This window comes from Gilliamella sp. wkB195, from assembly GCF_001690445.1.
GTDB lineage: Bacteria > Pseudomonadota > Gammaproteobacteria > Enterobacterales > Orbaceae > Gilliamella > Gilliamella apicola_E.
Genome location: NZ_LZGP01000036.1, coordinates 14,173 through 38,829 on the forward strand (window position 1 = coordinate 14,173; position 24,657 = coordinate 38,829).

23 protein-coding genes and 1 tRNA gene are annotated in these 24,657 nt (G+C 33.6%); 13 read left to right on the forward strand and 11 right to left on the reverse strand.

Annotated elements, in window-relative coordinates:
* Positions 1-14: 14 nt before the first annotated feature.
* Complete coding sequence (gene trhP, locus A9G08_RS09765; protein ID WP_065563519.1) at positions 15-1,358, reverse strand: prephenate-dependent tRNA uridine(34) hydroxylase TrhP; 1,344 nt, start codon at positions 1,356-1,358, stop codon at positions 15-17.
* Between the two features lie 388 nt (positions 1,359-1,746).
* Here trhP and A9G08_RS09770 point away from each other — a divergent pair, with 388 nt between their 5' ends.
* The 3 genes from A9G08_RS09770 to A9G08_RS09780 all read left to right on the forward strand — a co-directional run bounded on the left by A9G08_RS09770 (position 1,747) and on the right by A9G08_RS09780 (position 5,588).
* Complete coding sequence (locus A9G08_RS09770) at positions 1,747-3,051, forward strand: GntP family permease (RefSeq protein ID WP_065563520.1); 1,305 nt, start codon at positions 1,747-1,749, stop codon at positions 3,049-3,051.
* A gap of 17 nt (positions 3,052-3,068) precedes the next feature.
* The gene (locus A9G08_RS09775; RefSeq protein WP_065563521.1) at positions 3,069-4,208 is read left to right on the forward strand and encodes a glycerate kinase family protein; all 1,140 of its coding nucleotides are present in this window, start codon (positions 3,069-3,071) and stop codon (positions 4,206-4,208) included.
* A gap of 231 nt (positions 4,209-4,439) precedes the next feature.
* The gene (locus A9G08_RS09780; RefSeq protein ID WP_065563522.1) at positions 4,440-5,588 is read left to right on the forward strand and encodes a sugar diacid recognition domain-containing protein; all 1,149 of its coding nucleotides are present in this window, start codon (positions 4,440-4,442) and stop codon (positions 5,586-5,588) included.
* 25 nt (positions 5,589-5,613) lie between these two features.
* Here the strand turns inward: A9G08_RS09780 and A9G08_RS09785 are convergent, their stop codons facing one another.
* A complete protein-coding gene (locus A9G08_RS09785) occupies positions 5,614-5,808 on the reverse strand; it encodes a thermostable hemolysin delta-VPH (protein ID WP_065563523.1) in 195 nt (64 codons plus the stop codon).
* An 831-nt stretch (positions 5,809-6,639) separates the two neighbouring features.
* Between A9G08_RS09785 and A9G08_RS11810 the strand changes: the two genes are divergently transcribed.
* Positions 6,640-7,182, forward strand: coding sequence for a serine O-acetyltransferase (locus tag A9G08_RS11810; RefSeq protein ID WP_065563524.1), 543 nt, complete (start codon positions 6,640-6,642; stop codon positions 7,180-7,182).
* A 190-nt stretch (positions 7,183-7,372) separates the two neighbouring features.
* On the opposite strand, the gene A9G08_RS09795 is transcribed toward A9G08_RS11810, so the two are convergent.
* Positions 7,373-7,446: transfer RNA gene (locus A9G08_RS09795), tRNA-Cys, on the reverse strand.
* A gap of 388 nt (positions 7,447-7,834) precedes the next feature.
* Here A9G08_RS09795 and A9G08_RS09800 point away from each other — a divergent pair.
* The 7 genes from A9G08_RS09800 (at position 7,835) to A9G08_RS09830 (ending at position 13,018) form a co-directional block, all read left to right on the forward strand.
* Positions 7,835-8,131, forward strand: coding sequence for a DUF6694 family lipoprotein (locus A9G08_RS09800; protein WP_065563525.1), 297 nt, complete (start codon positions 7,835-7,837; stop codon positions 8,129-8,131).
* A 199-nt stretch (positions 8,132-8,330) separates the two neighbouring features.
* Entirely contained in the window at positions 8,331-9,182 is an 852-nt protein-coding gene (locus A9G08_RS09805) for a MurR/RpiR family transcriptional regulator (protein ID WP_065563526.1), read from the forward strand.
* Positions 9,183-9,379: 197 nt separating this feature from the next.
* Positions 9,380-9,811 carry a PTS sugar transporter subunit IIA gene (locus A9G08_RS09810; protein WP_065563527.1) on the forward strand — a complete coding sequence of 144 codons (432 nt, stop codon included), beginning with the start codon at positions 9,380-9,382 and terminating at the stop codon, positions 9,809-9,811.
* Positions 9,812-9,822: 11 nt separating this feature from the next.
* Positions 9,823-10,296, forward strand: coding sequence for a PTS system mannose/fructose/N-acetylgalactosamine-transporter subunit IIB (locus A9G08_RS09815; protein WP_065563528.1), 474 nt, complete (start codon positions 9,823-9,825; stop codon positions 10,294-10,296).
* A gap of 45 nt (positions 10,297-10,341) precedes the next feature.
* Positions 10,342-11,133, forward strand: coding sequence for a PTS mannose/fructose/sorbose/N-acetylgalactosamine transporter subunit IIC (locus A9G08_RS09820; protein WP_065563529.1), 792 nt, complete (start codon positions 10,342-10,344; stop codon positions 11,131-11,133).
* Positions 11,130-11,945, forward strand: coding sequence for a PTS system mannose/fructose/sorbose family transporter subunit IID (locus A9G08_RS09825; protein ID WP_065563530.1), 816 nt, complete (start codon positions 11,130-11,132; stop codon positions 11,943-11,945). The genes A9G08_RS09820 and A9G08_RS09825 overlap by 4 nt, the downstream gene beginning before the upstream one ends.
* A 14-nt stretch (positions 11,946-11,959) precedes the next feature.
* Positions 11,960-13,018: a tyrosine-protein phosphatase gene (locus tag A9G08_RS09830; protein WP_065563531.1), complete on the forward strand. Its 1,059-nt coding sequence runs from the start codon at positions 11,960-11,962 to the stop codon at positions 13,016-13,018.
* A 224-nt stretch (positions 13,019-13,242) separates the two neighbouring features.
* Here A9G08_RS09830 and truC read toward each other — a convergent pair whose 3' ends face one another.
* From truC to uvrA, 5 genes are all read right to left on the reverse strand, one after another.
* Positions 13,243-13,953 (reverse strand): tRNA pseudouridine(65) synthase TruC, encoded by a 711-nt coding sequence (truC, locus tag A9G08_RS09835; protein WP_065563532.1) that lies wholly within the window; start codon positions 13,951-13,953, stop codon positions 13,243-13,245.
* A gap of 16 nt (positions 13,954-13,969) precedes the next feature.
* Positions 13,970-14,791, reverse strand: coding sequence for a pyridoxal phosphatase (locus tag A9G08_RS09840; RefSeq protein WP_065563533.1), 822 nt, complete (start codon positions 14,789-14,791; stop codon positions 13,970-13,972).
* Positions 14,792-14,864: 73 nt separating this feature from the next.
* Positions 14,865-15,470, reverse strand: a complete 606-nt coding sequence (gene recR / locus A9G08_RS09845) for a recombination mediator RecR (RefSeq protein ID WP_065563534.1) — start codon at positions 15,468-15,470, stop codon at positions 14,865-14,867.
* Positions 15,471-15,626: 156 nt separating this feature from the next.
* Entirely contained in the window at positions 15,627-16,226 is a 600-nt protein-coding gene (gene plsY, locus A9G08_RS09850) for a glycerol-3-phosphate 1-O-acyltransferase PlsY (protein WP_141673967.1), read from the reverse strand.
* Positions 16,227-16,269: 43 nt separating this feature from the next.
* Positions 16,270-19,104 (reverse strand): excinuclease ABC subunit UvrA, encoded by a 2,835-nt coding sequence (gene uvrA, locus A9G08_RS09855; RefSeq protein ID WP_141673968.1) that lies wholly within the window; start codon positions 19,102-19,104, stop codon positions 16,270-16,272.
* 315 nt (positions 19,105-19,419) lie between these two features.
* On the opposite strand from uvrA, the gene A9G08_RS09860 reads away from it, so the two are divergent.
* Complete coding sequence (locus A9G08_RS09860; protein ID WP_065563537.1) at positions 19,420-20,157, forward strand: cyclase family protein; 738 nt, start codon at positions 19,420-19,422, stop codon at positions 20,155-20,157.
* 87 nt (positions 20,158-20,244) lie between these two features.
* Here A9G08_RS09860 and A9G08_RS09865 read toward each other — a convergent pair whose 3' ends face one another.
* Both A9G08_RS09865 and A9G08_RS09870 read right to left on the reverse strand, forming a co-directional pair.
* Positions 20,245-21,183, reverse strand: a complete 939-nt coding sequence (locus A9G08_RS09865) for a sugar kinase (RefSeq protein WP_065563538.1) — start codon at positions 21,181-21,183, stop codon at positions 20,245-20,247.
* A 27-nt stretch (positions 21,184-21,210) separates the two neighbouring features.
* The gene (locus A9G08_RS09870; protein WP_065563539.1) at positions 21,211-21,681 is read right to left on the reverse strand and encodes a YhcH/YjgK/YiaL family protein; all 471 of its coding nucleotides are present in this window, start codon (positions 21,679-21,681) and stop codon (positions 21,211-21,213) included.
* Between the two features lie 202 nt (positions 21,682-21,883).
* Between A9G08_RS09870 and A9G08_RS09875 the strand changes: the two genes are divergently transcribed.
* Positions 21,884-22,633: a glycosyltransferase family 25 protein gene (locus tag A9G08_RS09875; protein ID WP_065563540.1), complete on the forward strand. Its 750-nt coding sequence runs from the start codon at positions 21,884-21,886 to the stop codon at positions 22,631-22,633.
* Between the two features lie 230 nt (positions 22,634-22,863).
* On the opposite strand, the gene guaA is transcribed toward A9G08_RS09875, so the two are convergent.
* Positions 22,864-24,447, reverse strand: coding sequence for a glutamine-hydrolyzing GMP synthase (gene guaA / locus A9G08_RS09880; RefSeq protein ID WP_065563541.1), 1,584 nt, complete (start codon positions 24,445-24,447; stop codon positions 22,864-22,866).
* Between the last annotated feature and the right edge of the window lie 210 nt (positions 24,448-24,657).

The following is a 24,657-nucleotide window of genomic DNA, read 5'->3' on the forward strand; positions in this document are numbered from 1 at the left end:
TAAATAGAGATGGACTAATCAAAATTACGCATTAAAAGCGCATAATTTAAATCGATATCTTCAGCTATCGGAATATAAACAATATGACCATCACCGAGTCCAGCAGAAACAGGTTGACCTTTTTTATTTTCCATTCGTTCAATAATGAACGTTGTGTTACCTTTTGGTGTCATCATCTCAACACTATCACCTACTGAAAATTTATTTTTCACAATAATTTCAGCTAATCCATTTAAACGTTGACCACTAAACTCACCAACAAACTGTTGTCTATCTGACACTGAATGGCTATGAACATAGTTCTGCATATCTTCATGTTTATGACGACGCAAAAAGCCTTCGGTGTATCCTCGATGAGCGAGTGAATCAAGTTCAGTTAATAAACGAGGATCAAATGGCTTACCTTCGCTCGCTGCATCAATAGCTTGACGATAAACCTGAGCGGTTCTAGCGCAGTAATAAAAGGATTTTGTCCTCCCTTCAATTTTTAATGAATGTACGCCAATTTTCGTCAAATCTTCAACTAATTCAACCGCTCTTAAATCTTTGGAATTCATGATATAAGTTCCATGTTCATCTTCAAAAGCTTGCATATATTCGCCAGGGCGACCTGATTCTTCTAACATAAAGACTTGATCTGTTGTTGTGCCAATGCCCAAAGTCGGTTCAATTTGCTTTACAGGAATTGGTTCATATTTATGTACTATCTGCCCTACTTCGTCCTCCTTACCTTCGGACACTTTATATTCCCAACGACAAGCATTGGTACAAGTTCCTTGGTTAGAGTCACGTTTGTTAATATAACCAGACAATAAACATCGTCCCGAATAAGCCATACAAAGCGCACCATGAATAAAAACTTCAAGTTCCATCTCGGGTACTTTTTCACGAATTTCTTTTATTTCGTCAAGAGACAACTCTCGTGATAATACAACGCGGGTTAATCCAATATTGTGCCAAAATTTTACCGTTGCCCAGTTAACGGCGTTTGATTGTACAGACAAATGAATTTCCATTTCAGGAAAATGCTCACGTACCAACATAATTAAGCCAGGATCAGACATGATAAAAGCATCAGGCTTCATTTTTACTATAGGCTCTAAATCTCGAATGAAGGTTTTCAGCTTTGAATTATGAGGAGCTATATTTACAACAACATAAAATTTTTTGCCTTGCGCATGTGCTTCATTAATTCCAATCGCTAAATTTTCATGATTGAATTCATTATTTCGAACACGCAAACTATAGCGGGGTTGACCAGCATAAACTGCATCTGCCCCATAGGCAAAAGCATACCGCATATTTTTAAGCGAACCAGCAGGAGAAAGTAATTCTGGTTTTGAATATAAATTTGTCATTAAAAAATGCCTCTGATTTCAAGTCAGTATTACCCTATCAGGTAATAGATTAAGCAAAATAGGATGGGCATTTTACGCTTTAGCTATATGATTGGCAAATTAATTGTATTTACAATAAGAAACAGAAAAATCACAATAAGAAACAAAAATTTCTCAAATCTAATTTTATCGCCTAATTTTAAATAAGCTGTGGACCAAGTTTTTTATAAAATTAGATATGTAAAACGCACTAAATTTGTGATGAAGATCACATAACGCTATTATAAAGCCCAATATTTTTTTGTTTTTATAGCTCACATTTGTGCAAAACCACATAGATAGCAAACTAATTCGATAATAAAATTAGCGCAATATTTTTAATAGTCATAAAAACATGAGGAAAATTTAAATGACTGAACTCATTAGTTGGTATGGAGCTATAATAGGACTTTTTCTTGCAATTTTTCTTATATTACGTGGAATAAACCCAGTCTATTCGTTATTTTTTGGGGCGATAATTGGTGCTTTCATTGGTGGAGCAAATCTAATACAAACTGTCACGATTTTAACTACTGGTACACAAAGTATTATGGGCACGGTGATTAGAGTATTAGCCGCGGGTATTCTAGCAGGGGTAATGATGGAATCAGGCGCAGCGGAAACTATTGCTCAAGCTGTTGTTAGAAAATTAGGTGAGAAAAAAGCATTACTCGCTTTAGCATTAGCAACAGGTATTATTACTGCATCAGGCGTATTTATTCCAGTTGCTGTATTAATCGTTGCACCTATTGCTTTATCAGTTGGTAATAAAATGGGAATTTCTCGATTAGCCTTATTATTAGCGCTTTCTGGTGGTGGTAAAGCTGGGAATATTATATCACCTAACCCAAATACCATCGCTGTTGCCAATGGTTTCAATTTAACCTTAAGTGATGTGATGATAGCAGGTTTTATTCCTGCTCTATTTGGTTTAATTGCAACTGTCGTTATCGCTTCATTGATAAAAAATAAAGGAGATAAAATTGCTAACGACGAAGTCGTTGCATTACAAAAAAATGATGCTGAACAGAAAAATAAAAATCCATCATTAGGTAAAGCAATCGTTGCTCCTGTAACAGCAATCCTTCTATTAATGATTAGCCCTATAGGCAATATTTTCCATATTGAAGCACTAGCTAATTTAAAAATTGATGCATTATATGTGCTTCCTGTAGCAGGGATCATCGGCATGTTAGCAATGGGACAACATCGTAACATTGCAATGTATACCAAATCTGGGATTGAAAAAATGACACCAACAGTACTTATTCTTGTCGGTGCTGGTGCTATTGCAGGTTTGATTGGTTCATCAAACTTAGCAGCTCAAGTTATCAATATCATTGATTCAATGGGAATTTCTGGTTATTACTTATCACCAATTTCAGGTGTCTTAATGGCAGCAGCTACAGCATCAACTTCAACAGGTGTAATTTTAGCAACAGGTACATTTGGTTCAACCATCACAGATTTAGGAATACCAGCTATTAGTGCAGCTGTTATGATGCATACAGGTGCAACAGTTATTGATTCATTACCGCAAGGGAATTACTTTCATGTAACTGGCGGTAGTATGAATATGACAATTAAACAACGTATGAAATTGATTCCATATGAAGCGATGGTTGGTGGAACTATGACAATTATTGCCATTATTTTCTATCAATTTATTATGTAATATTAAGAGTAATTTTTATGAAACAGAAAACATTTGTTCTTGCTCCTGACTCATTTAAAGAAAGCCTAACAGCAAAGGAAGTGTGTCAAGCAATGGAGTCAGGTTTAAAAAAGGTATTTCCAGATGCCAAATATATTCATGTCCCAATGGCCGATGGTGGTGAAGGTACAACACAATCACTAGTCGATGCGACTAATGGAACCTTACATGCTTGTGAAGTTACTGGTCCACTTGGTAACAAAGTGACGGCTTATTATGGAATCCTAGGAGATAACACCACTGCAGTCATTGAAATGGCCTCAGCAAGTGGTATCCATCTTGTTACCAAAGAACAACGTAATCCATTAATTACTACAACCTTTGGTACAGGTGAATTGATTCTTGCCTGCTTAAAACAGGGTATTAAAAAAATTATTTTGGGTATTGGAGGTAGCGCGACAAATGATGGTGGAGCCGGAATGGCACAAGCCTTAGGCGTAAAGCTTTACGATAAAAACAACCAACTACTCCCTAAAGGTGGAGGAGCATTAGGCAATTTAGCTAGAATTGATATGTCTGAAGTAAATCCTCAACTTGATAGAGTAGAATTTATTGTTGCAAGTGATGTTACCAACCCACTCTGTGGTGAAAAAGGTGCTTCAAGAGTATTTGGACCACAAAAAGGAGCAACCCCTGAGATGGTTGAACAATTGGATGCGAACTTACAACATTATGCATCAATCATAAAATCTCAGTTAAATAAAGATGTTGCGACTATTCCTGGTGCTGGTGCTGCTGGCGGATTAGGGGCAGGATTAATGGCATTTACCAATAGTAAAATGGAAAAAGGCATCGATATTGTTATCAAATATAGTAATTTAGAAAACCAATTAATTGGTGCCGCTTTTTGTTTTACAGGAGAAGGTGGAATTGATTTTCAAACCAAATTTGGGAAAACGCCTTATGGTGTTGCACAAACTGCCAAAAAACACAATATTCCAGTTATTGCATTAGCAGGAATGATTGGTGAAAACATCGAAGAACTTTATCCAGAAGGAATTAATGCCATTTTTGGAATTATCCCATCTCTATCTAAGATTGAAGATTTATTGGCTGATGGATTCAAAAATATTGAACGAACCAGTGAAAATATTGGTCGCTTAATTAGTATTACTTAACTTTAACATTTTTAGACACTAACAAACAAAAGCATGGGGAAATAAAGAGGCTATTCTTTATTCCCCAATTATTATCTAATTAAACATAAATAAATCTTAATCTTAAAGTAACAGACCTAAAGTCTGCTATAATTAAAAAGTTTTAACACGATCTCAACAAGAATTATAGTAATAAAATTAGAATCAATAAGTTATAAATTAGAACTTGTTAATAATATAAGGTTTATCGCTATGAAATCGCAAAGCATCTCACCAATACTTGCTCAATATATTGTTGATAAAACTATGAAAATCATCAATTGTAATGTCAATATAATGAATAATCATGGTGAAATTATAGGTAGTGGTGATACACAACGTATTGGCGAATTACATGAAGGTGCAGTGTTAGCAATATCACAAGGCAGGGTTGTTACCATTGACAATCCAACTGCAAAAAAACTTAAAGGTGTTAAACCTGGTGTTAATTTTCCATTAAAACTAAAAAAAGAAATTGTTGGCGTTATTGGCGTAACAGGTGAACCAGCACAAATAATCCAATTTGCTGAACTTGTTAGTATGACAGCAGAGATGATAATGGAACAAGCATTATCATTCAATCAACAATCTCAAGAGAATCGGTTAAAAGAAGAGTTTATATTATCAGTAATTCAATCAGATAAAACGCTTTCAAATATAAATGAATGGAGTCGAAAATTAAATATTGACTTATCGTTAGCTTATGTTGCTGTTATTATTGAAATCGAGAGTGGTCAGCTAGGAATTCAAACAGCAATGGAGGAGTTACAACAAATCCGAAATGAACTCGAAACACTAACCAAACTAGTGGCCATAAAGTCACTAACCGAAATTGTTATATTACTACCTGCTTTAAATAAGTTTAACCGATGGGATTTTTCAGAACATAAAACAAAACTAGAAAAACTAGTTAGCCATACAAAATTGCTTAGTCAATTTGCAATAAAAATATCTTTAGGGAAATATTTTCATCAAGGAAACGACACAATAGCAAGATCTTATCAAACAGCTAAAACAGCTTTAGAAATCGGTAAAAAAAGATTACCAGAATGCCGTAACTACTATTATCAAGATCTTATCTTACCGGTTTTATTAGATGGTTTAAATCAAGATTGGCAAGCTGACGAATTACTTTCCCCTTTAAATAAATTAAAAGCATCTGATACAAATGGTTTATTGCAAAACACGCTTGAAACTTGGTTTTTTAATAACTTGCACAATAGCAATACTGCCAAAAATCTATTTATACATCGCAATACACTTGAGTATAGATTGAATAATATTGCCAAACTGACTGGATTAGATTTATCGAAATTTGATGATCGTGTACTGCTTTATATTGCACTACAACTCGATAAATAACCTTATATTTTTAAATATAATTAAATTATTCATCACCAGCCTCAATAAGCGGCAAATACTCTTGCCAGCGATATTCTCTTATTGGCATTGGATTTGAATTTTCAAAATATAAAACTAGTGCTGGTTTGATACCATTCCAATTATCGACAAACTTATATCGAGTAAGAAAACCCTCTTTTATCAATTTTTTGGCTTTAGCATGATAATTAAAATAACTCATAATTTATATTATCCTAATTATTAAAAAAGTTATAAAAAATTAGAAGTTAATCAATTCTGAATTTTAAATGACAAATCTTAATTGAAGATATAAAGTTAACTTTTAAAAAATAAAAATCGGAACCATGGCTAAAAGTGCTAAACACAAAGATTTAATAAAAATAAAATGCAACGGCTTAATTTAGTTTATTAATAATATGGCAAATTACAATTATCGAGCAATATTAAATAATAAGATATAAATATTACATAAAACCATTAGTGAATTTTGTTAACTTAATGAATTATAGAATGATTTTTTAAAAGATTTGGATTAAGGTTGGTATCTCTACGACTTATTTTTATTATAGAAATTCTATGTAATTAAAACATTGAATTTAATGTAGGCGCACCCCAGAGTCGAACCAAGGTAGACGGATTTCTATTTGTAATAATTTTAATTCTTACATATTTTAACATTTTTTGCGATCCACTTCCCAGCTTTTCAGTTCAATTAACTTTCTCTCCCAATATTAGTTTATGATGAATAAAACTAACTAAACTTTTATAACATGATCACAATAAACTATCACATACCGATTTACCTCAGAATGGAGCCTGACGATTACGAAAATCAAATTACTTTCGGATGCTACATTATCAACAGTGACGACGATCACAATTATGTTTTCTATCAAACACTGAAATCTCAATATGATATTGCCGATTTTGTGATGTAATCAGACGCTGTTGAGTATTATAACTTGAAGATTGATAGCGTGTTTGTTAATATCTTAATTACCTAATTAAATCGAGTAGTAGCTTGAAATATATACATATAATTAAATTTTTAATGAGTCATGATTTGACGCATTTGAAAGAGTGTTGGTTAGTTGAATTAACATCTGGTAAAAAAGTATCTTTTTATCGAGTAATAAAATCATATCTCAAAACACGATCACTACAAAAAATTTATTTATTTTGGTGGCGTTTAGCTAACGAAATGTATTTACATGGCAGTGATAAACAAAGAGATGTTGCAAAGAAAATCCAGCCAAAATTAATTAGTAAATTTGGTATAGATATAATGTTTGGTGCTAGAATTGGCAAAAATTTATTATTAGTTCACCCTTATTCTATTGCCATAAATAAAAATGTGACAATTGGAGATAATTTAATAATCCACCAAAATGTAACAATAGGACAAAATCACAGTCCAATCAAAATAATAATTGGTGATAATGTTTCTATTGGTGCCAATTCAGTTATTTTGGGTGGTGAAATAAAAATAGGCAATAATGTAAAAATCGGCGCAATGTCATTTGTAAATAAAGATATTCCAGATAACTGCACTGTTTATACGCAAAAAACAAATACAATTATCCTGAATGATTGATTTTTGCTATAGTTTTTCTATCCACGTTATTGCTGACGCAGTTTCAATATCAATACGATTCAATAGCGCACGACACCAAACCAGCTCCAAAAAGAAGATTTATTCTAACTGTATATTCTAAATATATTCCAAGTGGTTTAATTTTTCAAATAACAGAACCTATAATTCATTGATTAATTTGATGTTTTAGTGGAGGCGCGTCCCGGAGTCGAACCGAGGTAGACGGATTTGCAATCCGCAGCATGGCCACTCTGCCAACGCGCCGTAGAGGTCTATCTGAATAGGTGGCAAATATTAGCATTGGCTTACTCTATCGTCAAGGTTAAATAGGTTATAAATACAGCAGTCGTAGCGATTATTTCAATTGCCCTATATTTAGGACATTAATAAAAAATTTAAAATCACCTACGTCAAGATAAATTATTGCAAAAAAAGTTGAGAAACGGGGTTTTTGAGTTTAAAAATCGACTTTATACGTAAAAAATTACCTTTTTATATGCCTAGAAATAAAAAGAATATAATTCGTATTATAGATTCCACATTTTTAAAATAATATTTATTTTTGTATAGAAATTGATTTATCACTTGATAATTGACCGTATTTAGTATAAAAATAGCGCTGCATTTAACAATATATTTTTAAGGAAAGGAAATGTTCAAGAAATTACTAGCTGTATCATTATTAAGTTTTGTCCTAGTTGGTTGTGGTGACGATGGACCTAAAATTGATTTATCTAATCAAGAAACTTATGCGACTTCTATTCAAAAAGCTACTGAAAAATTAAGTGACTCTGATAAACTTGCTTTTGGACGAGCAGTAACTAAAGTAGCTTCTGCTGCAGCACTTAACCAAGCTAATGCTGGCGATCAAAATAAAATCTTTACTGAAATGAAAAATAAACTTGATGGAAAAACAGCAAAAGAAATTATCAGTGAATTTGATAAATAATTTTCTTTTATTACACTAAAAACCCGCTTTTGCGGGTTTTTTTATGGAAAAGTTTAATATTATTGAATCTTTTTTATTATTGATAGCAACTGATAGGATTATGTGAAGTAAATTTGATTAATAAATTATAAAATTATTTTTAATTTCTAAGACGAATTTTATATACTTGCTTCACTAAAATAGTTTTTTGAGGTGTGCAATGATTGAACTAAAACTCAGAGAAGTAAAAAAAGACTTATCAACTAAGGAGTTAAAAGTATCCGAATATATTATTGCAAATACTCAAGCGCTAAAAAATATGAGTATACAAACCTTAGCAAAACACAATCATGTTAGCACAACGACTATTTTACGACTTTGTAACAAATTAGGTTATAAAGGTTTTAGTGATTTTAAGGTCGATCTTATCGGCTCAATTCCTCAAAAGCTTAGTACTGAAATTCTTCAAGATGATATTAATTTGAATGACTCTCTTGAGGAAGTAAATAGCAAAGTTCAAGCTATGGAAAAATCCTCTATAGACGAAACTCATTCCATTGTTAATACTCATGCATTAAACAGTGCCATCGAATTAATAATCAAAAGTAACAAAATTGTGATATTTGGCGTAGGGAGCAGTGGCTTGGTTGGTAAAGAGTTTGAATATCAACTAATTAAAATCAAGAAAGATGTAAATTGTCATTTTGATGCTCATATTTCACGTAGTTTGATCAGCACGTTAGACAAGAATGATCTTGTTATTATTATTTCGCATTCTGGTGAAACACCTGAATGTGTAGATTTACTTAAACTTGCAGGACAATCATCAATCCCTTCTATTGCTATTACTAAAATGGGACAAAGTCAAATTTCATCATTAGCCTCTTTTGTCTTACATACGACATCTATGGAACACGCTTCTAGATTGATTCCTGTTCGTTCCAAAATTTCACAAATATCAGTCATTAATATGTTGTTAACTAACTTATTTATTCGTAAATATGATGAAAGGTTACTACAGCAAACTCAAAATCGTGAAAAACGAAAATATCCTCGATATACCCAGAAGTAATAACAAATTTACCATTCAAATAATCTCATCAAGTTGAAAAGTAATTAACTTAAACTTTTCCTTTAATAAATTTGATCTTGTTCACAAAATTATAAAAATTTCTTAAAAAATGGATGACTATTTTTAAATGTAGATGTAACTTTATTACTAAACATACTTATATATTTAGTAATAAAGTTACAAACAAGGAAATTTTTATGTCTAATCCTTTACCTATCATTTTAGCAAGTCATGGCCCTTTTGCTCAGGGTGCACTTGAATGTGCACAGATGCTTATGGGCGAGCAAGAAAGTATCCACATTATTTCAGTTTTAGTTGATAGCAATATCAATAACTTACGACAAGAAATGCAAAGTAGTTATAAAAAACTTAATCAAGGCAATGGAGTAATTATTTTGGTTGATATTATGGGAGGAACTCCCTGCAATCTTGCTAGCGAATTACTGATATCCCATGACGATGTTTTACTATTTTGTGGTTTTAATATTCCCGTACTACTTGAAGTTTTAAACAATCGAGAAGGAACATTGAACGATGCCAAACAAGCCATTGAAGAAGCATTTCCTCAAAGCTGTAAAGACGTTAGACAACTGCTAAATATTAAAAATGAAGAAGTTAATGAATTGTAAGGAGAACACCAATGCCAATTAATGTAGCACGAATCGATGACCGATTAATTCATGGACAAGTTATTACAACTTGGGTGAAAAACTATGATATCGAGCAAGTATTAGTCATCAACGATAAAGTTGCTGATGACAAAGTTCAACAATCAGTATTAACCATGTCTGCACCGCCAGGATTAAAGGTTTTGATCTTTGGAGTACAGCAATTTATCGAAATCTTAAAAAAGACACCTATCAAAAAAAGAACAATGTTACTTTTTACCAATAGTATTGACGTTGACGCATTAGTGGACGGTGGATTGTCACTGGAAAAACTTAATGTAGGTGGAATGCGAATGCAAGATGGTCGTCATCAATTATCAAGAGCAGTATCTGTTACACCAGAAGAAGAACAAGCGTTTAGAAATCTCATTGCAAAAAATGTTGAAGTTGAAATTCAGATGGTGCCTAAAGATCCAATTGTCGATCTAAAAACCCTACTCAGCTAACACTATTTATTAAAACATTTATTTCTATAATTTGGAGGTTAACTCATGTTAACACAAGCTATTCTTGTCGCCATTTGGGCGGGAATTTGTTCACTCGATGACGTCGGGCCTCAAATGTTACGTCGGCCTTTATTAACCGGTACTGTAGCAGGTATCATCATGGGTGATATGGTTCAAGGATTAGCCATTGGTGCAACACTTGAACTTATGTGGATGGGCGTTGGAAATGTTGGAGCTTACTCTGCGCCAGATATTGTTGCTGGTGCAATTATTGGCGTTTCATTAGGCATTTCAACCGGCGGTGGCGTTGCCACTGGAGTTGCATTAGCCCTACCCGTTTCAATACTTTGCCAACAATTACTTATTCTATGGCGATCATTTGCTTGTTTCTTAAATCCATGGGCTGAAAAAAGCATACAAAATGGAGATTATAAAGGACTAGTTAAAGTACATTATTTTTCAACACCTATATGGTTTTTAATTAGAGCTGTTCCATGCTTTTTAGCAATTTATTTTGGCAGTGATCTTATTAAAACAATTTTAGACGCTATTCCAAAGAATATAATTGATGGTATGGGCGTCGCTTCAAAATTAATCCCAGCAGTAGGTATTTGTATTTTATTGTTGATGTTATTAAAAGGCTCAATGTGGTTCTTCTTTTTGCTCGGATTTGTTTTAACTAGTTACCTAAAACTACCAATCATACCTGTTACCTTCGTTGCACTTGCCTTTGCTGTTTTATATGACATGGCATTCACTGCGGGCAAAAACAATAATCAAAATAATCAAGAAAAACCTATGCAAAATGACAGTATTGAAGAGGAATATGACCTATGAACAATGAAAAGAAAATTACTAAAAAAGATCTTAATAGTGTCTTTTGGAAAATACAAACAATCCCTTTTTCATTCAACTATGAAAAATTACAAACGATTGGATTTGCTCACTGTATGATTCCAATTCTAGACCGTCTTTATAAGGACGCCGATAAAGAAACTCGCGTTAGAGCAATGCAACGCCATTTTGAGTTTTTCAATACGCAAGTTAATGCCGGAGCATTAGTTCTTGGCGTTACAGCTGCTGTCGAAGAGAAAACAACGGAAGAAGAAAAAGATGCGGTCATTTCGTTAAAAGCTGGATTAATGGGCCCGTTTGCAGGTTTGGGTGATAGTCTACTGAAATTTACTTGGATGCCGATATGTGGAAGTATTGGCGCAGCTTTTGCGTTACAAGGCAATATCATTGGACCCATATTAATGTTTTTCATCTATAATTTAGTCAACATTTTTACAAAATATTTCTTTGTTCATTATGGATATAACAAAGGAATTGATCTTATAGAACAATCTAAAAATTCAAATATTATTCAGCGAATTAGTAACGTTGCTAATGTCGTTGGCGTAATGGTGCTAGGATCGTTAATAGCCTCAACAGTAAAAGTATCAACACCTTATTTAATTGAAGTTGGTGAGCAATCAATAAAAGTTCAAGAAATGTTTGATAAGGTAATGCCAAATTTATTAACGCTTCTTTTTACCTTAGCTGTATTTTTCTTAGTTAGGAAATTTCAAGGTAAATATACAGTATCGCTCATTATTGCTGTAATGGTTATTGGAGTCGTTCTTTCATCAGTCGGCATATTACACTAGGTAGGAAGAAAGTTATGTTAGAAAAAAATAATGAAATATCAGTAATTAGGAATAAGCAAGGAAAATTAGAAGTTACTTTTAATAGTGATAAGCCTGCAGATTTATATTGGACAACCGAAGCTGATGTAAATACTAATAATAAAACGCTAATTGGAAAAGCATTAAAATCCCCAGTAATATTTGATGATCCATTAAACGCTAAAAGCCGAATCTATCTCATATTACAAATAAATGACCAAAAACCATTTTTATTTGGCGAACGAACATTACCAATCAATGGACTAAATAATTTCCGTGATTTTGGAGGTTATGTCGGTGCAAAAGGAAAACGTATAAAATGGGGAATGTTGTATCGTTCTAATCATCTTCATGGCCTAAAACCTGATGCACAACAATATATAAAAGCATTGAATATAAAAACAATCATTGATTATCGTTGTGAAAATGAGGTTAAAACAAGCCCGAATTGTTCAATTGGTGAAAAACAAACTTTTAATTTGGATGCCTCTGCTCAAACAGCAGAATTAGCTGCACAATTTGCAGCTGATCCAAGCAATGAAGATCGGGCATTAATTGAAAGTGTTCTTCGTGATATTCCAAAGGAGTTAGTTAATGGTGACGGTATACAAGTACTTGAGCAATATCGTAACTTTGTACTAAGTGAAAAATCTAAAAAAGCCTATCGAGAAATGTTAAGAGTAATTTTAGATTCAAATAACAGCCCTAGCCTTCAACACTGTCGAGGCGGTAAAGATCGGACGGGTTATGGTGTATTGTTAATTCAAGTTATGTTAGGTGTATCTGAATCAGATATTATATATGATTATATGCTAACACATGATAATCGATTGGAACGCAATAAAATAAAAATGGCTGCTTATCGAGAAATCACTGATAATGAAGACGTTTTGGGTTATCTACTAAGTTTAATTGATACCCGAGAAATCTTTATTAATGAGGTTTTCGATACTATGAGAAAAATTGCAGGCTCACCTAGCAATTACATTAAGCAAGAACTTGGTTTTACCGATGAAGATTTCGAAAAAATGGCATCTATTTATCTCGAAGCTTAATCATTCAGTTAATAATTTAAAAGCGTAATTGTAAAATTGCGTTTTTTTCAATTAAAATCACTATTTGAAATAAATTGTAGAAATATGAAGCAGAAATATTTTGTTTTAAAGTATTTAATTGAGATAAAGAATATAGCCCATCATTAATAATGCCATGTTATGTTTATCATGCTAAATGACAAAAACTATTAATAATGTTAGAAGACATTTAACCCCAAAAAAACTTATTTAAAATTTTGTAATATCGTTAACCAATCATCACTTAATTTTGCATGAATAGTGATAGGGGTAGATGTAATGGGATGAATCATTTTAACAGTACTAGCATGTAACATCAGGCGCTTAATATCAAAATATTGACTAAAAGCTCGATTTTGATGAAGATCACCATGTTTACTATCACCTATGATAGGGTGAAAAATATGTTTAAGATGACGGCGTAATTGGTGCTTTCTTCCTGTTTGTGGTTTTAATTCAACAAAGCTATATCTAGCTGTCTTATATTTACCCACTTCAATAGGCAACTCTATTTTACTCAAACCTTTATAAAAAGTTATAGCATCTTGGGCCGGCTTATCTTTACGTGTAAACTTATCAGCGATTTTATCCAACTCTTCAACTAAGGGATAATCAATGATTGCTTCATCATCAACATAACCACGTACAATAGCATGGTAAACTTTTTCTATTTTTTTGGATGCAAATTGTTCAGACAACAATCTTGCAATCTCACTAGATAAAGCAAAAATTAATACACCTGATGTTGGTCGATCAAGACGATGGATGGGATAAACATGCTGTCCGATTTGATCGCGCAACGTTTGCATGACAACGACAGTTTCATTTTTATCAAGCCAGCTTCGGTGTACTAACCACCCTTCTGGCTTGTTGATTGCGATTAAATCATTATCTTGATAAAGAATTTCAAAGACCATCTTAAAATTAATATTTCTAATTTAAAAATATTTTTTCAAGTTCAGCAGCAATACTTGGGCTGTTATTATCACCAATTGAATAATTGGCTTTTTCTTTGACTTCTTTATCCGCATTACCCATTGCTATGCCTAATCCTGCTATGGATAACATACTGATATCATTGTAACTATCACCAAAAGCTACAATTTCACTTAATTTGATATTTTCATGTTCAGCCCAATGCTTTAATCCGTTTCCTTTAGTATTCCCTTTTACCGCCACATCAGCACGATTTGACCATGACCATTCACAAGAAAACTCACCAAGCGCATCAACCGCATTTGAAAATTGTTTTAATGCTGAAATATCATGACTACTAGTCGCAAATTTGAAAATCAAATTTGCTTGATCAATCAGTTTCTCGAAGTCATCAACTTTTTTAACTTCTGGTTGTAGAAATTCAGGTAAAGACTTCACCCATTGAAAGAAACCTTCTAAATGATCATCAAGAACTTCATAATTCATAAACTGATCAGTATAAATCATAGTATGAATGCCATATTGGTTAACTAAATTTAACAATGTCTTTGCTTGTTGTTTAGTCATTGGTTTTGCAGCAAAGTTTTGCTGCTTTTCGAAATCGTATAAATAGGTCCCATTACAGCAAATCGCAGGTGTAGATAATTTTAGTTGGTAGTAATAAGGGTGAATAACGGTATGATGACGACCTGATACCAAAATGACTTTAATTCCTTTATCACTAATTCTTTGTATCATATCTACTGTTTCAGGAAGGATTAAACGATTACTACCAAGTAACGTACCGTCCATATCAAATGCGACTGCTTTATATTTCATAAGATTTCTCTTCCTCTTTCTTCTTAATACCCATTAATAGCTAATAATCTGATTGTTGGTAAATCATCAAAAGCTAAAAATCTATCTTTTGTCGCCCAACAAATGAATGCGACAATGTCGTACCATCAACCATTTCAAGCTCTCCACCCACTGGTACACCGTGCGCAATGCGAGTCGCAACGATATTAAATTCATTACACATTTGGGCGATATAATTGGCTGTAGCATCACCTTCAACCGTGGGATTGGTAGCTAAAATAACTTCACTAATTGATTCTGAACTTAACCTACTTTTTAAAAGGTCGAGACCAATATCACTCGGGCCAATACCATCAAGTGGTGACAGATGCCCCAGTAAAACGAAATAACGACCACTATACTGCCCTGTTTGCTCAATAGCAAAAATATCTGCTGGAGATTCAACCACACAGAGTTGATCGCTACTTTGTCGACGGACATTCGCGCAGATATTGCAGATCTCCTGTTCAGTAAAGGTTCGACATTGTTTGCAATGACCAATATTATTCATAGCCTCATTTAACTCTTCAGCCAAATGGAGACCTGCTTGGCGATTACGTTGTAATAGATGATAAGCCATTCGTTGTGCTGATTTTGGACCAACCCCAGGTAAGCAGCGAAGTGCGCTAATAAGTGATTCTAGTAACGGACTGATTTGCATGAATTAACCACATAATTAAAAGATGAATAATAATACCTTGTTTGAATTGTCTGTAAAACAAAAAATATTCTATTACTTTAATTTAAAAATAATTAATCTTTCATATATCACTAATAACGATTAGTAACTGAAAATTAAGCTTAGTTGTGTTTTAGATTATTTTTTACTGCGACGATAAAAGCTTTTGGGCTCTTCGCCTTTTAATAGGCGCATTATGTTGCTACTATGGCGAATAATGATTAAGCATGAAAGCATTGTAACAGGTAATGTCAATTCTGGTTTAAATAACCAAACATATAAAGGTGCAAAAAGAAAACCGACTATTGCCGCGACAGAAGAATAACCCGTTGTAATTAATGTAAAAAACCAAGTCAACAAAAAACAACCTGTAAAATCAAGTCCAATCGGCGCCATCATTCCTAACGCAGTTGCAACACCTTTTCCACCACGAAAATGAAAAAAGCATGGAAAAATGTGTCCAAGACAAGCCGAAATACCAATAATACCCAAAAAGAAAGGTGATATTCCAAGTCGATAAGCAATATAGACCGGAATAGCACCTTTTAACATATCAAAGATTAATACAAAAACAGCAGGTAATCGCCCATTAATCCTTAATACATTTGTCGCACCGGGGTTATGAGAACCATATAAAGAAGGATTATGTAACTTCATCAAATGGCAAATTATCATAGCACCTGAAAGTGAACCACAGAGATAAGCAATAATGATCATTAGTATAATCTGTAATGACAAAATCCTTCTCCTATGGTTAACTTTATTTATATAACAATACTTACTACTTTTGTTTTTCCAGTAATGGTTTTAAGTATTTACCAGTATAAGATTTTTTCGATTTAGCAACGTCTTCTGGTGTTCCTTCGGCGATGATTTCTCCACCGCCACTACCGCCTTCTGGACCTAAATCGACAATCCAATCGGCAGTTTTGACAACATCTAAATTATGTTCGATAACTACAATAGTATTGCCTTTATCTCTCAATGAGTGTAGTTGAGCAAGCAATTGTTTTACATCCGCAAAATGTAAGCCCGTAGTTGGTTCATCTAGGATATAAAGTGTGCTACCAGTATCTCGCTTAGATAACTCTTTTGCAAGTTTTACTCGTTGCGCTTCACCTCCAGATAATGTTGTTGCTGATTGACCAATGGTAATATAAGCAAGACCAACATCAATTAAAGTCTGTAATTTGCGTGAAATCATCGGTACCGCGTCAAAAAATTCTCGACCTTCTTCAACAGTCATGTTGAGGATTTCATTAATCGACTTACCTTTGTATTTGATTTCTAATGTTTCTCGATTATATCGTGCGCCATGACACTGATCACAAGGTACATAGATATCAGGTAAAAAATGCATTTCAACTTTAATTAAACCATCACCTTGGCAAGCTTCACAACGTCCACCTTTAACATTAAAGCTAAAACGTCCAGGATTATAGCCTCTTGCCCTTGCTTCTGGTACCCCTGCATAAAGCTCACGAATTGATGTAAAAAAGCCAGTATAAGTTGCTGGATTAGATCGTGGTGTCCGTCCTATCGGGCTCTGATCTATCGCAATAACTTTATCAAAAAAGTTTAATCCTTTAATTGATTTGAATGGTGCAATTTCGGTTTTTTCAGCGCCATTTAATTCGTTTTGAGCTAATGGATATAAGGTGTCATTGATTAATGTTGATTTACCTGATCCAGAGACGCCAGTAATACAAGTAAATAGCCCTACAGGAATGTTTAATGTGACATCTTTAAGATTATTTCCTGTCGCGCCAATCAATGATAACATTTTTTTCTTATCAACTTTATGACGTTTAGCTGGGATCTCAATTTTCTCTTTTCCAGAAAGATATTTACCAGTCAAAGAGTTCTTACTTGCCATAATCTGTTTTGGCGTACCTTGAGCAACAACTTCACCACCATGGACACCAGCGCCTGGTCCAATATCAATCACATAATCAGCAGCCATTATCGCTTCTTCATCATGTTCAACAACAATGACGGTATTACCTAAATCGCGTAAGTGAGTTAATGTATCAATCAAGCGACTATTATCTCGCTGGTGCAAACCAATGGATGGTTCATCGAGAACATACATAACACCGACAAGCCCCGCACCAATCTGACTAGCCAGTCGAATTCGTTGTGCTTCCCCACCGGATAAGGTTTCAGCCGAACGTGACAGGGTTAAATAATTCAAACCAACATTAATTAAAAATTGCAGACGATCATTAATTTCTTTTAAAATCTTTTCGGCTATCTGCGCTCGTTGTCCAGTTAAATTAAGCTTATCAAAAAAATCTTTGGCTTGTTGTGTGCTTAAATCACTAATTGTTGGTAAATTAGTATCATTAATAAACACATGACGCGCAGTTCTACATAATCGTGAACCGCCACAACACGGACAAGGACGATTACTGATATATTTAGCTAACTCTTCACGTATAGTTTGTGAATCAGTTTCTTTATAACGACGACTAAGATTATTGATGATCCCTTCAAAAGGGTGATTACGTTTAACGACATCACCACGATCATTGGTATAAACGAACTGTATTTCTTCATCACCAGAACCATTTAATAAAATATCTTTTACTTTGTCAGATAATTTTTCATATGGCTTATCGATATCAAATTTATAATGGTTTGCTAGCGATTTTAACATTTGAAAATAGTAGAAATTACGTCTATCCCATCCTTTGATCGCTCCGGCAGCTAAAGAAACTTCAGGCATTTGAACAATACGCTTTGGATCAAAATATTGTTGTACACCTAAACCGTCACATTCCGGACATGCACCAGCAGGATTATTGAATGAGAATAATCGCGGCTCAAGTTCTGGAATGCTATAACCACATATAGGACAAGCAAAATTGGCAGAAAATAGATGCTCTTCTGCTTTCGGATCATCTAAATTCGCGACTTTGACAATACCATTAGTTATGGAAAGCACTGTTTCGATTGATTCGGCTAAACGTAATTTCAAATCATCCCGAATTCGGAAACGGTCAACAACGACTTCAATTGTGTGTTTTTTCTGAAGCTCAAGTATTGGTGGATCTGAAAGGTCATAAACATCACCATCAACTCGAACTCGAATATAACCACTTGCTGCAAGTTGTTCAAATAATTTAACGAACTCACCTTTACGCTCAGTAACAACCGGCGCAAGCAACATATAGCGGTTTTCAGATGGCAGAGCCATAATACTATCAACCATTTGCGACACAGTTTGCGCAGCTAAGGGTAAATTATGATTTGGACAGCGTGGCTCACCGATTCGAGCAAATAAAAGTCGCAAATAGTCATAAATCTCAGTGATTGTTCCCACTGTTGAGCGAGGATTATGCGATGTTGATTTTTGCTCAATCGAAATGGCAGGAGATAATCCTTCAATATGATCGACGTCAGGCTTTTCCATTAGTGATAAAAATTGACGAGCATAAGCTGATAATGACTCAACATATCGCCTTTGGCCTTCAGCATATAAGGTATCAAATGCTAATGATGATTTACCAGAGCCGGAAAGACCGGTGATAACAACCAATTTATCTCTTGGTATAACTACATTTATATTTTTTAAATTGTGTGTTCTTGCACCACGAATATCGATATCTTTAATTGACATAGATCTCTTCTTATGTGTGTTTTTAGATAAATAAAATTAACTGTATATTATACCAGTATCAAGTGATTAAATATACAACTATATAGCTCAATAGGGTCTATTAGCAGAAATTCAATAATATAAGCCAAAATTGTCAATTAAATAGCACAAATTAAGCATTTTTACCCCTCAAAAACCCCGTTCCTCAACTTTTTTTCAAAATAGATTAGAACTAAAAGTTATATTTCTATAACTCTAAATTATTGGTTTCTTGAATTTAATCATCTTACAATAAATCATTGATACACTTTTTTGATATAAGGAATAATTTTGAATAACGACGTTTTACAAGCATTAAATTTATTAAAATCGAAAAAATGGATAGATTTGACTCATGCATTTGATCACAATTCGCCCCATTTTTTTATGTTTAAACCGGCTGAAATAAAAACACTATTTGACCACAGTGATGGCTTTTTAGCGCAAAACTTTAGTTTTGCTGGTCAATATGGTACTCATTTAGATGCGCCAATTCATTTTGTTCCTAATACTCGTTATTTGCATGAACTTGAATTACAGGAATTAGCATTACCTCTAATCGTAATTGACCAATCTATACGAGCAAAAGAAGATCCCAATTTTTCTTTTTCTAAAGATGACGTATTAGCTTTTGAAAAGCAACATGGGCAAATTGAAGCGGGTAGTTTTGTTGCACTGAGAACAGACTGGAGTAAGAAATGGCCATCACAATCTGCAATGGAAAATAAAGATGAGGATGGAAACAATCAAATTCCTGGCTGGGGACTTGATGCATTAAAATTTTTATTTGAAGAACGAAAGATTAAAGCGATTGGCCACGAAACTTTTGATACCGATTCAGCGAAAGCATTTCGAGAAAATAATGCACTAAAAGGCGAATACTATGTTTTAGAGCAAGATACTTATCAAGTAGAATTAATGACAAATTTAGATCAATTGCCAACCAAAGGCGCGGTTATCTTTAATATTGTAGCCAAACCAAATAACGCTTCGGGTTTTCCAGTACGCTCTTTTGCAATACTACCGTAATCTATTTTGCCTAAAAATCGATATTAAATATTTTTAGAGCCAAATTATTCTGTTATAAAAAACGGTCATTACTGACCGTTTTATTTACTAACCTTCAATTAGTTTTGGCGTAGCATCCAAAGGAATAATAGCACCTCGATACTGAATCACGGTACCGGCAACTAGGTGACCTTGGCTTGCTGATTGTGAAGGATTTTTACCACTTAAACGTGCAGCTAAATAACCCGCACTAAATGAATCTCCAGCTGCCGTGGTATCAATAACATCTTCTTTAGCGATTTTATTTGCTGGAACGTCAAAACGCCCTTCCACAGAATCAATAATACAACTATCGCTACCACGTTTAATGACCACTTCAGAAACACCAAACTTTTTAGTTCGTTCAATTACTTGTTCGTACGGTAACTTGCCCCATAATAAGTCTTCATCATCTAAAGTTAAAAACGCAATATCAGTAAATGATAAAATATCAGAATAGACACTTCGAGCTAAATCCAAGCTACTCCATAAACGTGGTCTAAAGTTATTATCAAAAATCACTTTACCACCATTGGCTTTAACTTGTTTTAATAGATCTAATAATTTGATAATACTTTCCGCATCTAAAATTGCAATACTGATACCACTTAGATAGACATAATCGTATTTAGCAATTTGCTCAGCAATTTTTGCTGTTTCAGCTGTTTTTAACCAAAATTTAGCAGCTGCATCATTACGCCAATAATAGAAAGAACGCTCACCCTGTTCATCAGTCACAATAGAATAAAGTCCTGGCATTTTATCAGACATTCTTTGTACCAAATCAGTTGAAATATGCTCTTTTTGCCAGCTATCAAGCATCTCTTGACTGAAAGGATCTGTTCCTAAACCAGTCACATAATGAATCGAAAAATCTTTATTTTTTAATAAACGAGATAAATAAACCGACGTGTTAAGAGTATCTCCCCCAAAGCTACGGGTTGTTGAATCTTGTTTTATTGAAAGTTCAATCATACATTCGCCAATAACAGCGATTTTTGTTGTCATAGTGCTACCTAAAATCCTTACTTCTATTTATAAATAATCTAATGCGATTTTTACCACAACTTTACGAACCGTTGCAATCTTATTATCGACAGCACAAAGCGGTTTATGTACTTCATTAGGTAAAAATACAATAAAATCGTCTTTCTGTAATACTAACATAGTTTCTTCGTTAGGTGTTTTGATAAAAGCGATATCATTATCTGCTATTTTATCTTCTAATACTTGTGTATGAGGAGGTAGAGTGGAAACAGCCATTCCTTCTTGACCATCTAAAACAATTTGCACATCAATATATTTTTTATGGTACTCAGGATTCGCTTCGTGAATATATCTTAATGAATTGTCAGAAACCATAAAAAACATATTATCGCTGTCAATATCATAACGACCAGCTGGTGTATTGCTATTAACGTTGTCTTTTACATATTCAATTGATTGTTTAATCTTGGTAGGCAAATAAGGAATTAAATCCAAATGATTAACATTACCTAAAATCATACTTAACGGTCCTTAATTTCTCAAATGAGGTAATAACTTAAATTAGCTTTATCCGCTTTTATCAATAGCGAAGAAACCTATATAAAAAGAAGTATATACTTAAGTTAGTCATTTTTGTAGATCATTTAGCAATAAGTTTTTAAAGGTTTTTATGTTGTAATTGACATGCTATACTTCAAAAAAATCATAAAAAACTGAAAAAATGAAAACATTTGTAATAAATTTAGAAAGAGAACCCCAAAAAAAACAATATATACAACAAGAGTGTCAAAGATTAAAGCTTGATTTTGAAATTTATAATGCAGTCGATGGAAGTAAACTGACAGAATCATTCATTAAAAATAATGTTCTTGATTATCCAAATAATTTTTTAACTAAAGGTGAGATTGGCTGTGCACTTAGCCATTTTAATATCTATAAAAAAATTGTTGATGAAAATCTACCTTATGCTTTGATTCTTGAAGATGATTCAGTCCTATCTAACAATCTTCCTGATTTTTTAAACAGCTTTGAAACGAAAAATACCAAAAAAGGCATTTTTTTATTAACCGCCGACTTCCATTATCTGATTAATAAAAAATATAAATTAAATAATTTCGAACTTGTTGAAATTACTCGCGCCGTGAGAGCCAACGGTTATATCATTACTAATGACGCTGCAAAAAAACTAATAAAATTCTTATTTCCTATTCGTTATGAAGCGGATATGTTCAAAGTTTTTAAATTATGTGCCAATATTAAATTGTATGCTACTTTACCGGCGTTAATAACAAGTAATGATGTATGTTCACTAAACTCATCAATCCATAATGAGCGAATACACCAAATCAAACAACGTTCAGAGTACAGAAAAAAATTATTTAAAAAAGACAAAAAGCAAAGACGGATCGCACTATGGTTTTGGAAGCACTTTATCAATCGTTTTGAAAAAACCAAATATTATATCGATTAAAGTAAGCATCACTTTTCTGTTATTTTTGATTTATATAAGATTCATGAAAAGATATTTTTCTTAATTAATACAATTAAGGTATTTATTTTTATTAATCGAATACGCTCAACCAATGAATACCAAGTTTTTAAGTTTATATCATAAGCCTTAAAACAATTATTATAAAATACCAGTGATATAAAAAAGCCTTGATAAACAAGGCTTAAGATAGAAAGGTTATGTGGTTGCTATTATTCCCACTCAATCGTCGCAGGCGGTTTTCCACTTATATCATATACAACTCGTGATATCCCATTGACTTCGTTGATAATACGATTTGATACACGCCCTAAGAATTCGTAAGGTAAATGTGCCCAGTGAGCGGTCATGAAGTCGATAGTTTCAACAGCACGTAATGAGACAACCCAATCGTACTTACGTCCGTCTCCCATTACTCCAACTGAACGTACTGGTAAGAATACGGTAAATGCTTGGCTGACTTTGTGGTATAGGTCAGCTTTATAAAGTTCTTCGATAAAAATAGCATCGGCTTGTCGTAGTAAATCACAATACTCTTTTTTCACTTCACCAAGAACACGCACCCCTAAACCTGGTCCTGGGAATGGATGACGGTAGAGCATATCATAAGGTAAACCGAGTTCTAAACCAACTTTACGTACTTCATCTTTGAATAATTCTCTTAATGGTTCTACTAGCCCCATTTTCATATCTTCAGGTAAACCACCAACATTATGATGTGATTTAATCACGTGGGCTTTACCTGTATCAGCAGCAGCAGATTCAATGACATCTGGATAGATAGTACCTTGAGCAAGCCATTTGACATCTTTTAATTTTGCCGCCTCTTCATCAAAAACAGCGACAAATTCACGACCAATGATTTTACGTTTAGCTTCAGGATCTGCCTCTCCCTTCAGAGCAGCCATAAAGCGATCTTCGGCATTAATTGCGATAATATTTAACCCAAATTTATCACCAAACATATCCATGACTTGCTTTGCTTCATTTAAACGTAATAAGCCATGATCAACAAATACGCAAGTTAACTGGTCACCAATGGCTTGATGTAATAATAATGCAGTAACCGAAGAATCAACACCACCTGATAAACCTAATAATACTTTATCTTTACCGACTTTTTCTTTTATACGAGCAATTGCATCAGTAATAATAGAAGACGGTGTCCATAGCTTTTCACACTGACAAATATCAATAACAAAACGCGTTAATAACTCTAATCCTTTAACCGTATGCGTGACCTCTGGATGAAACTGTACGCCATAAAACTGTTTTTCATCGTTGGCCATAATGGCGAATGGACAAGTTTCTGTTTGCCCAATTAAGGTAAATGTGTCAGGTAATGAAGTAACTTTATCACCATGACTCATCCATACATCAAGTTGCTCTATACCAGCATCATTGGTGCTATCTAAAATACCGTCTGTTAATTTTGATTTTGCAACAATATCAACTTTAGCATAACCAAACTCTCGTTGATTAGAAGCTGTAACTTGTCCCCCCTTACCTACTTGAATTGCCATAGTTTGCATACCATAGCAGATACCTAACACGGGCACGCCAGCATTAAACACATATTCTGGTGCTCGAGGGCTATTTTGGTCAGTAGTACTTTCAGGACCACCAGATAGAATGATACCTTTAGGGTTAAATTGTTTGATTTTTTCTTCCGACACATCCCACGGCCAAAGTTCACAATAAACACCTATTTCACGAACCCGTCGAGCAATTAATTGGGTAACTTGCGAACCAAAATCAAGAATTAAAATACGTTGCTGGTGGATGTCATTTTTCATCAAATTTATTCCTAAACTATGGACTAATACAAAATCAAGGCGCTATTGTATCATTTACCGATTAAATTGAACGGATTAAATGAAAAACAATTGTAAATATTTTACATTAATATATTTTAAATCGGTTAAACATTTAATCTTGTTAATTTTATTAGATAATTAATTATATTAAAGAATCAAATACCTGACTATATAATACTTATTTATTCA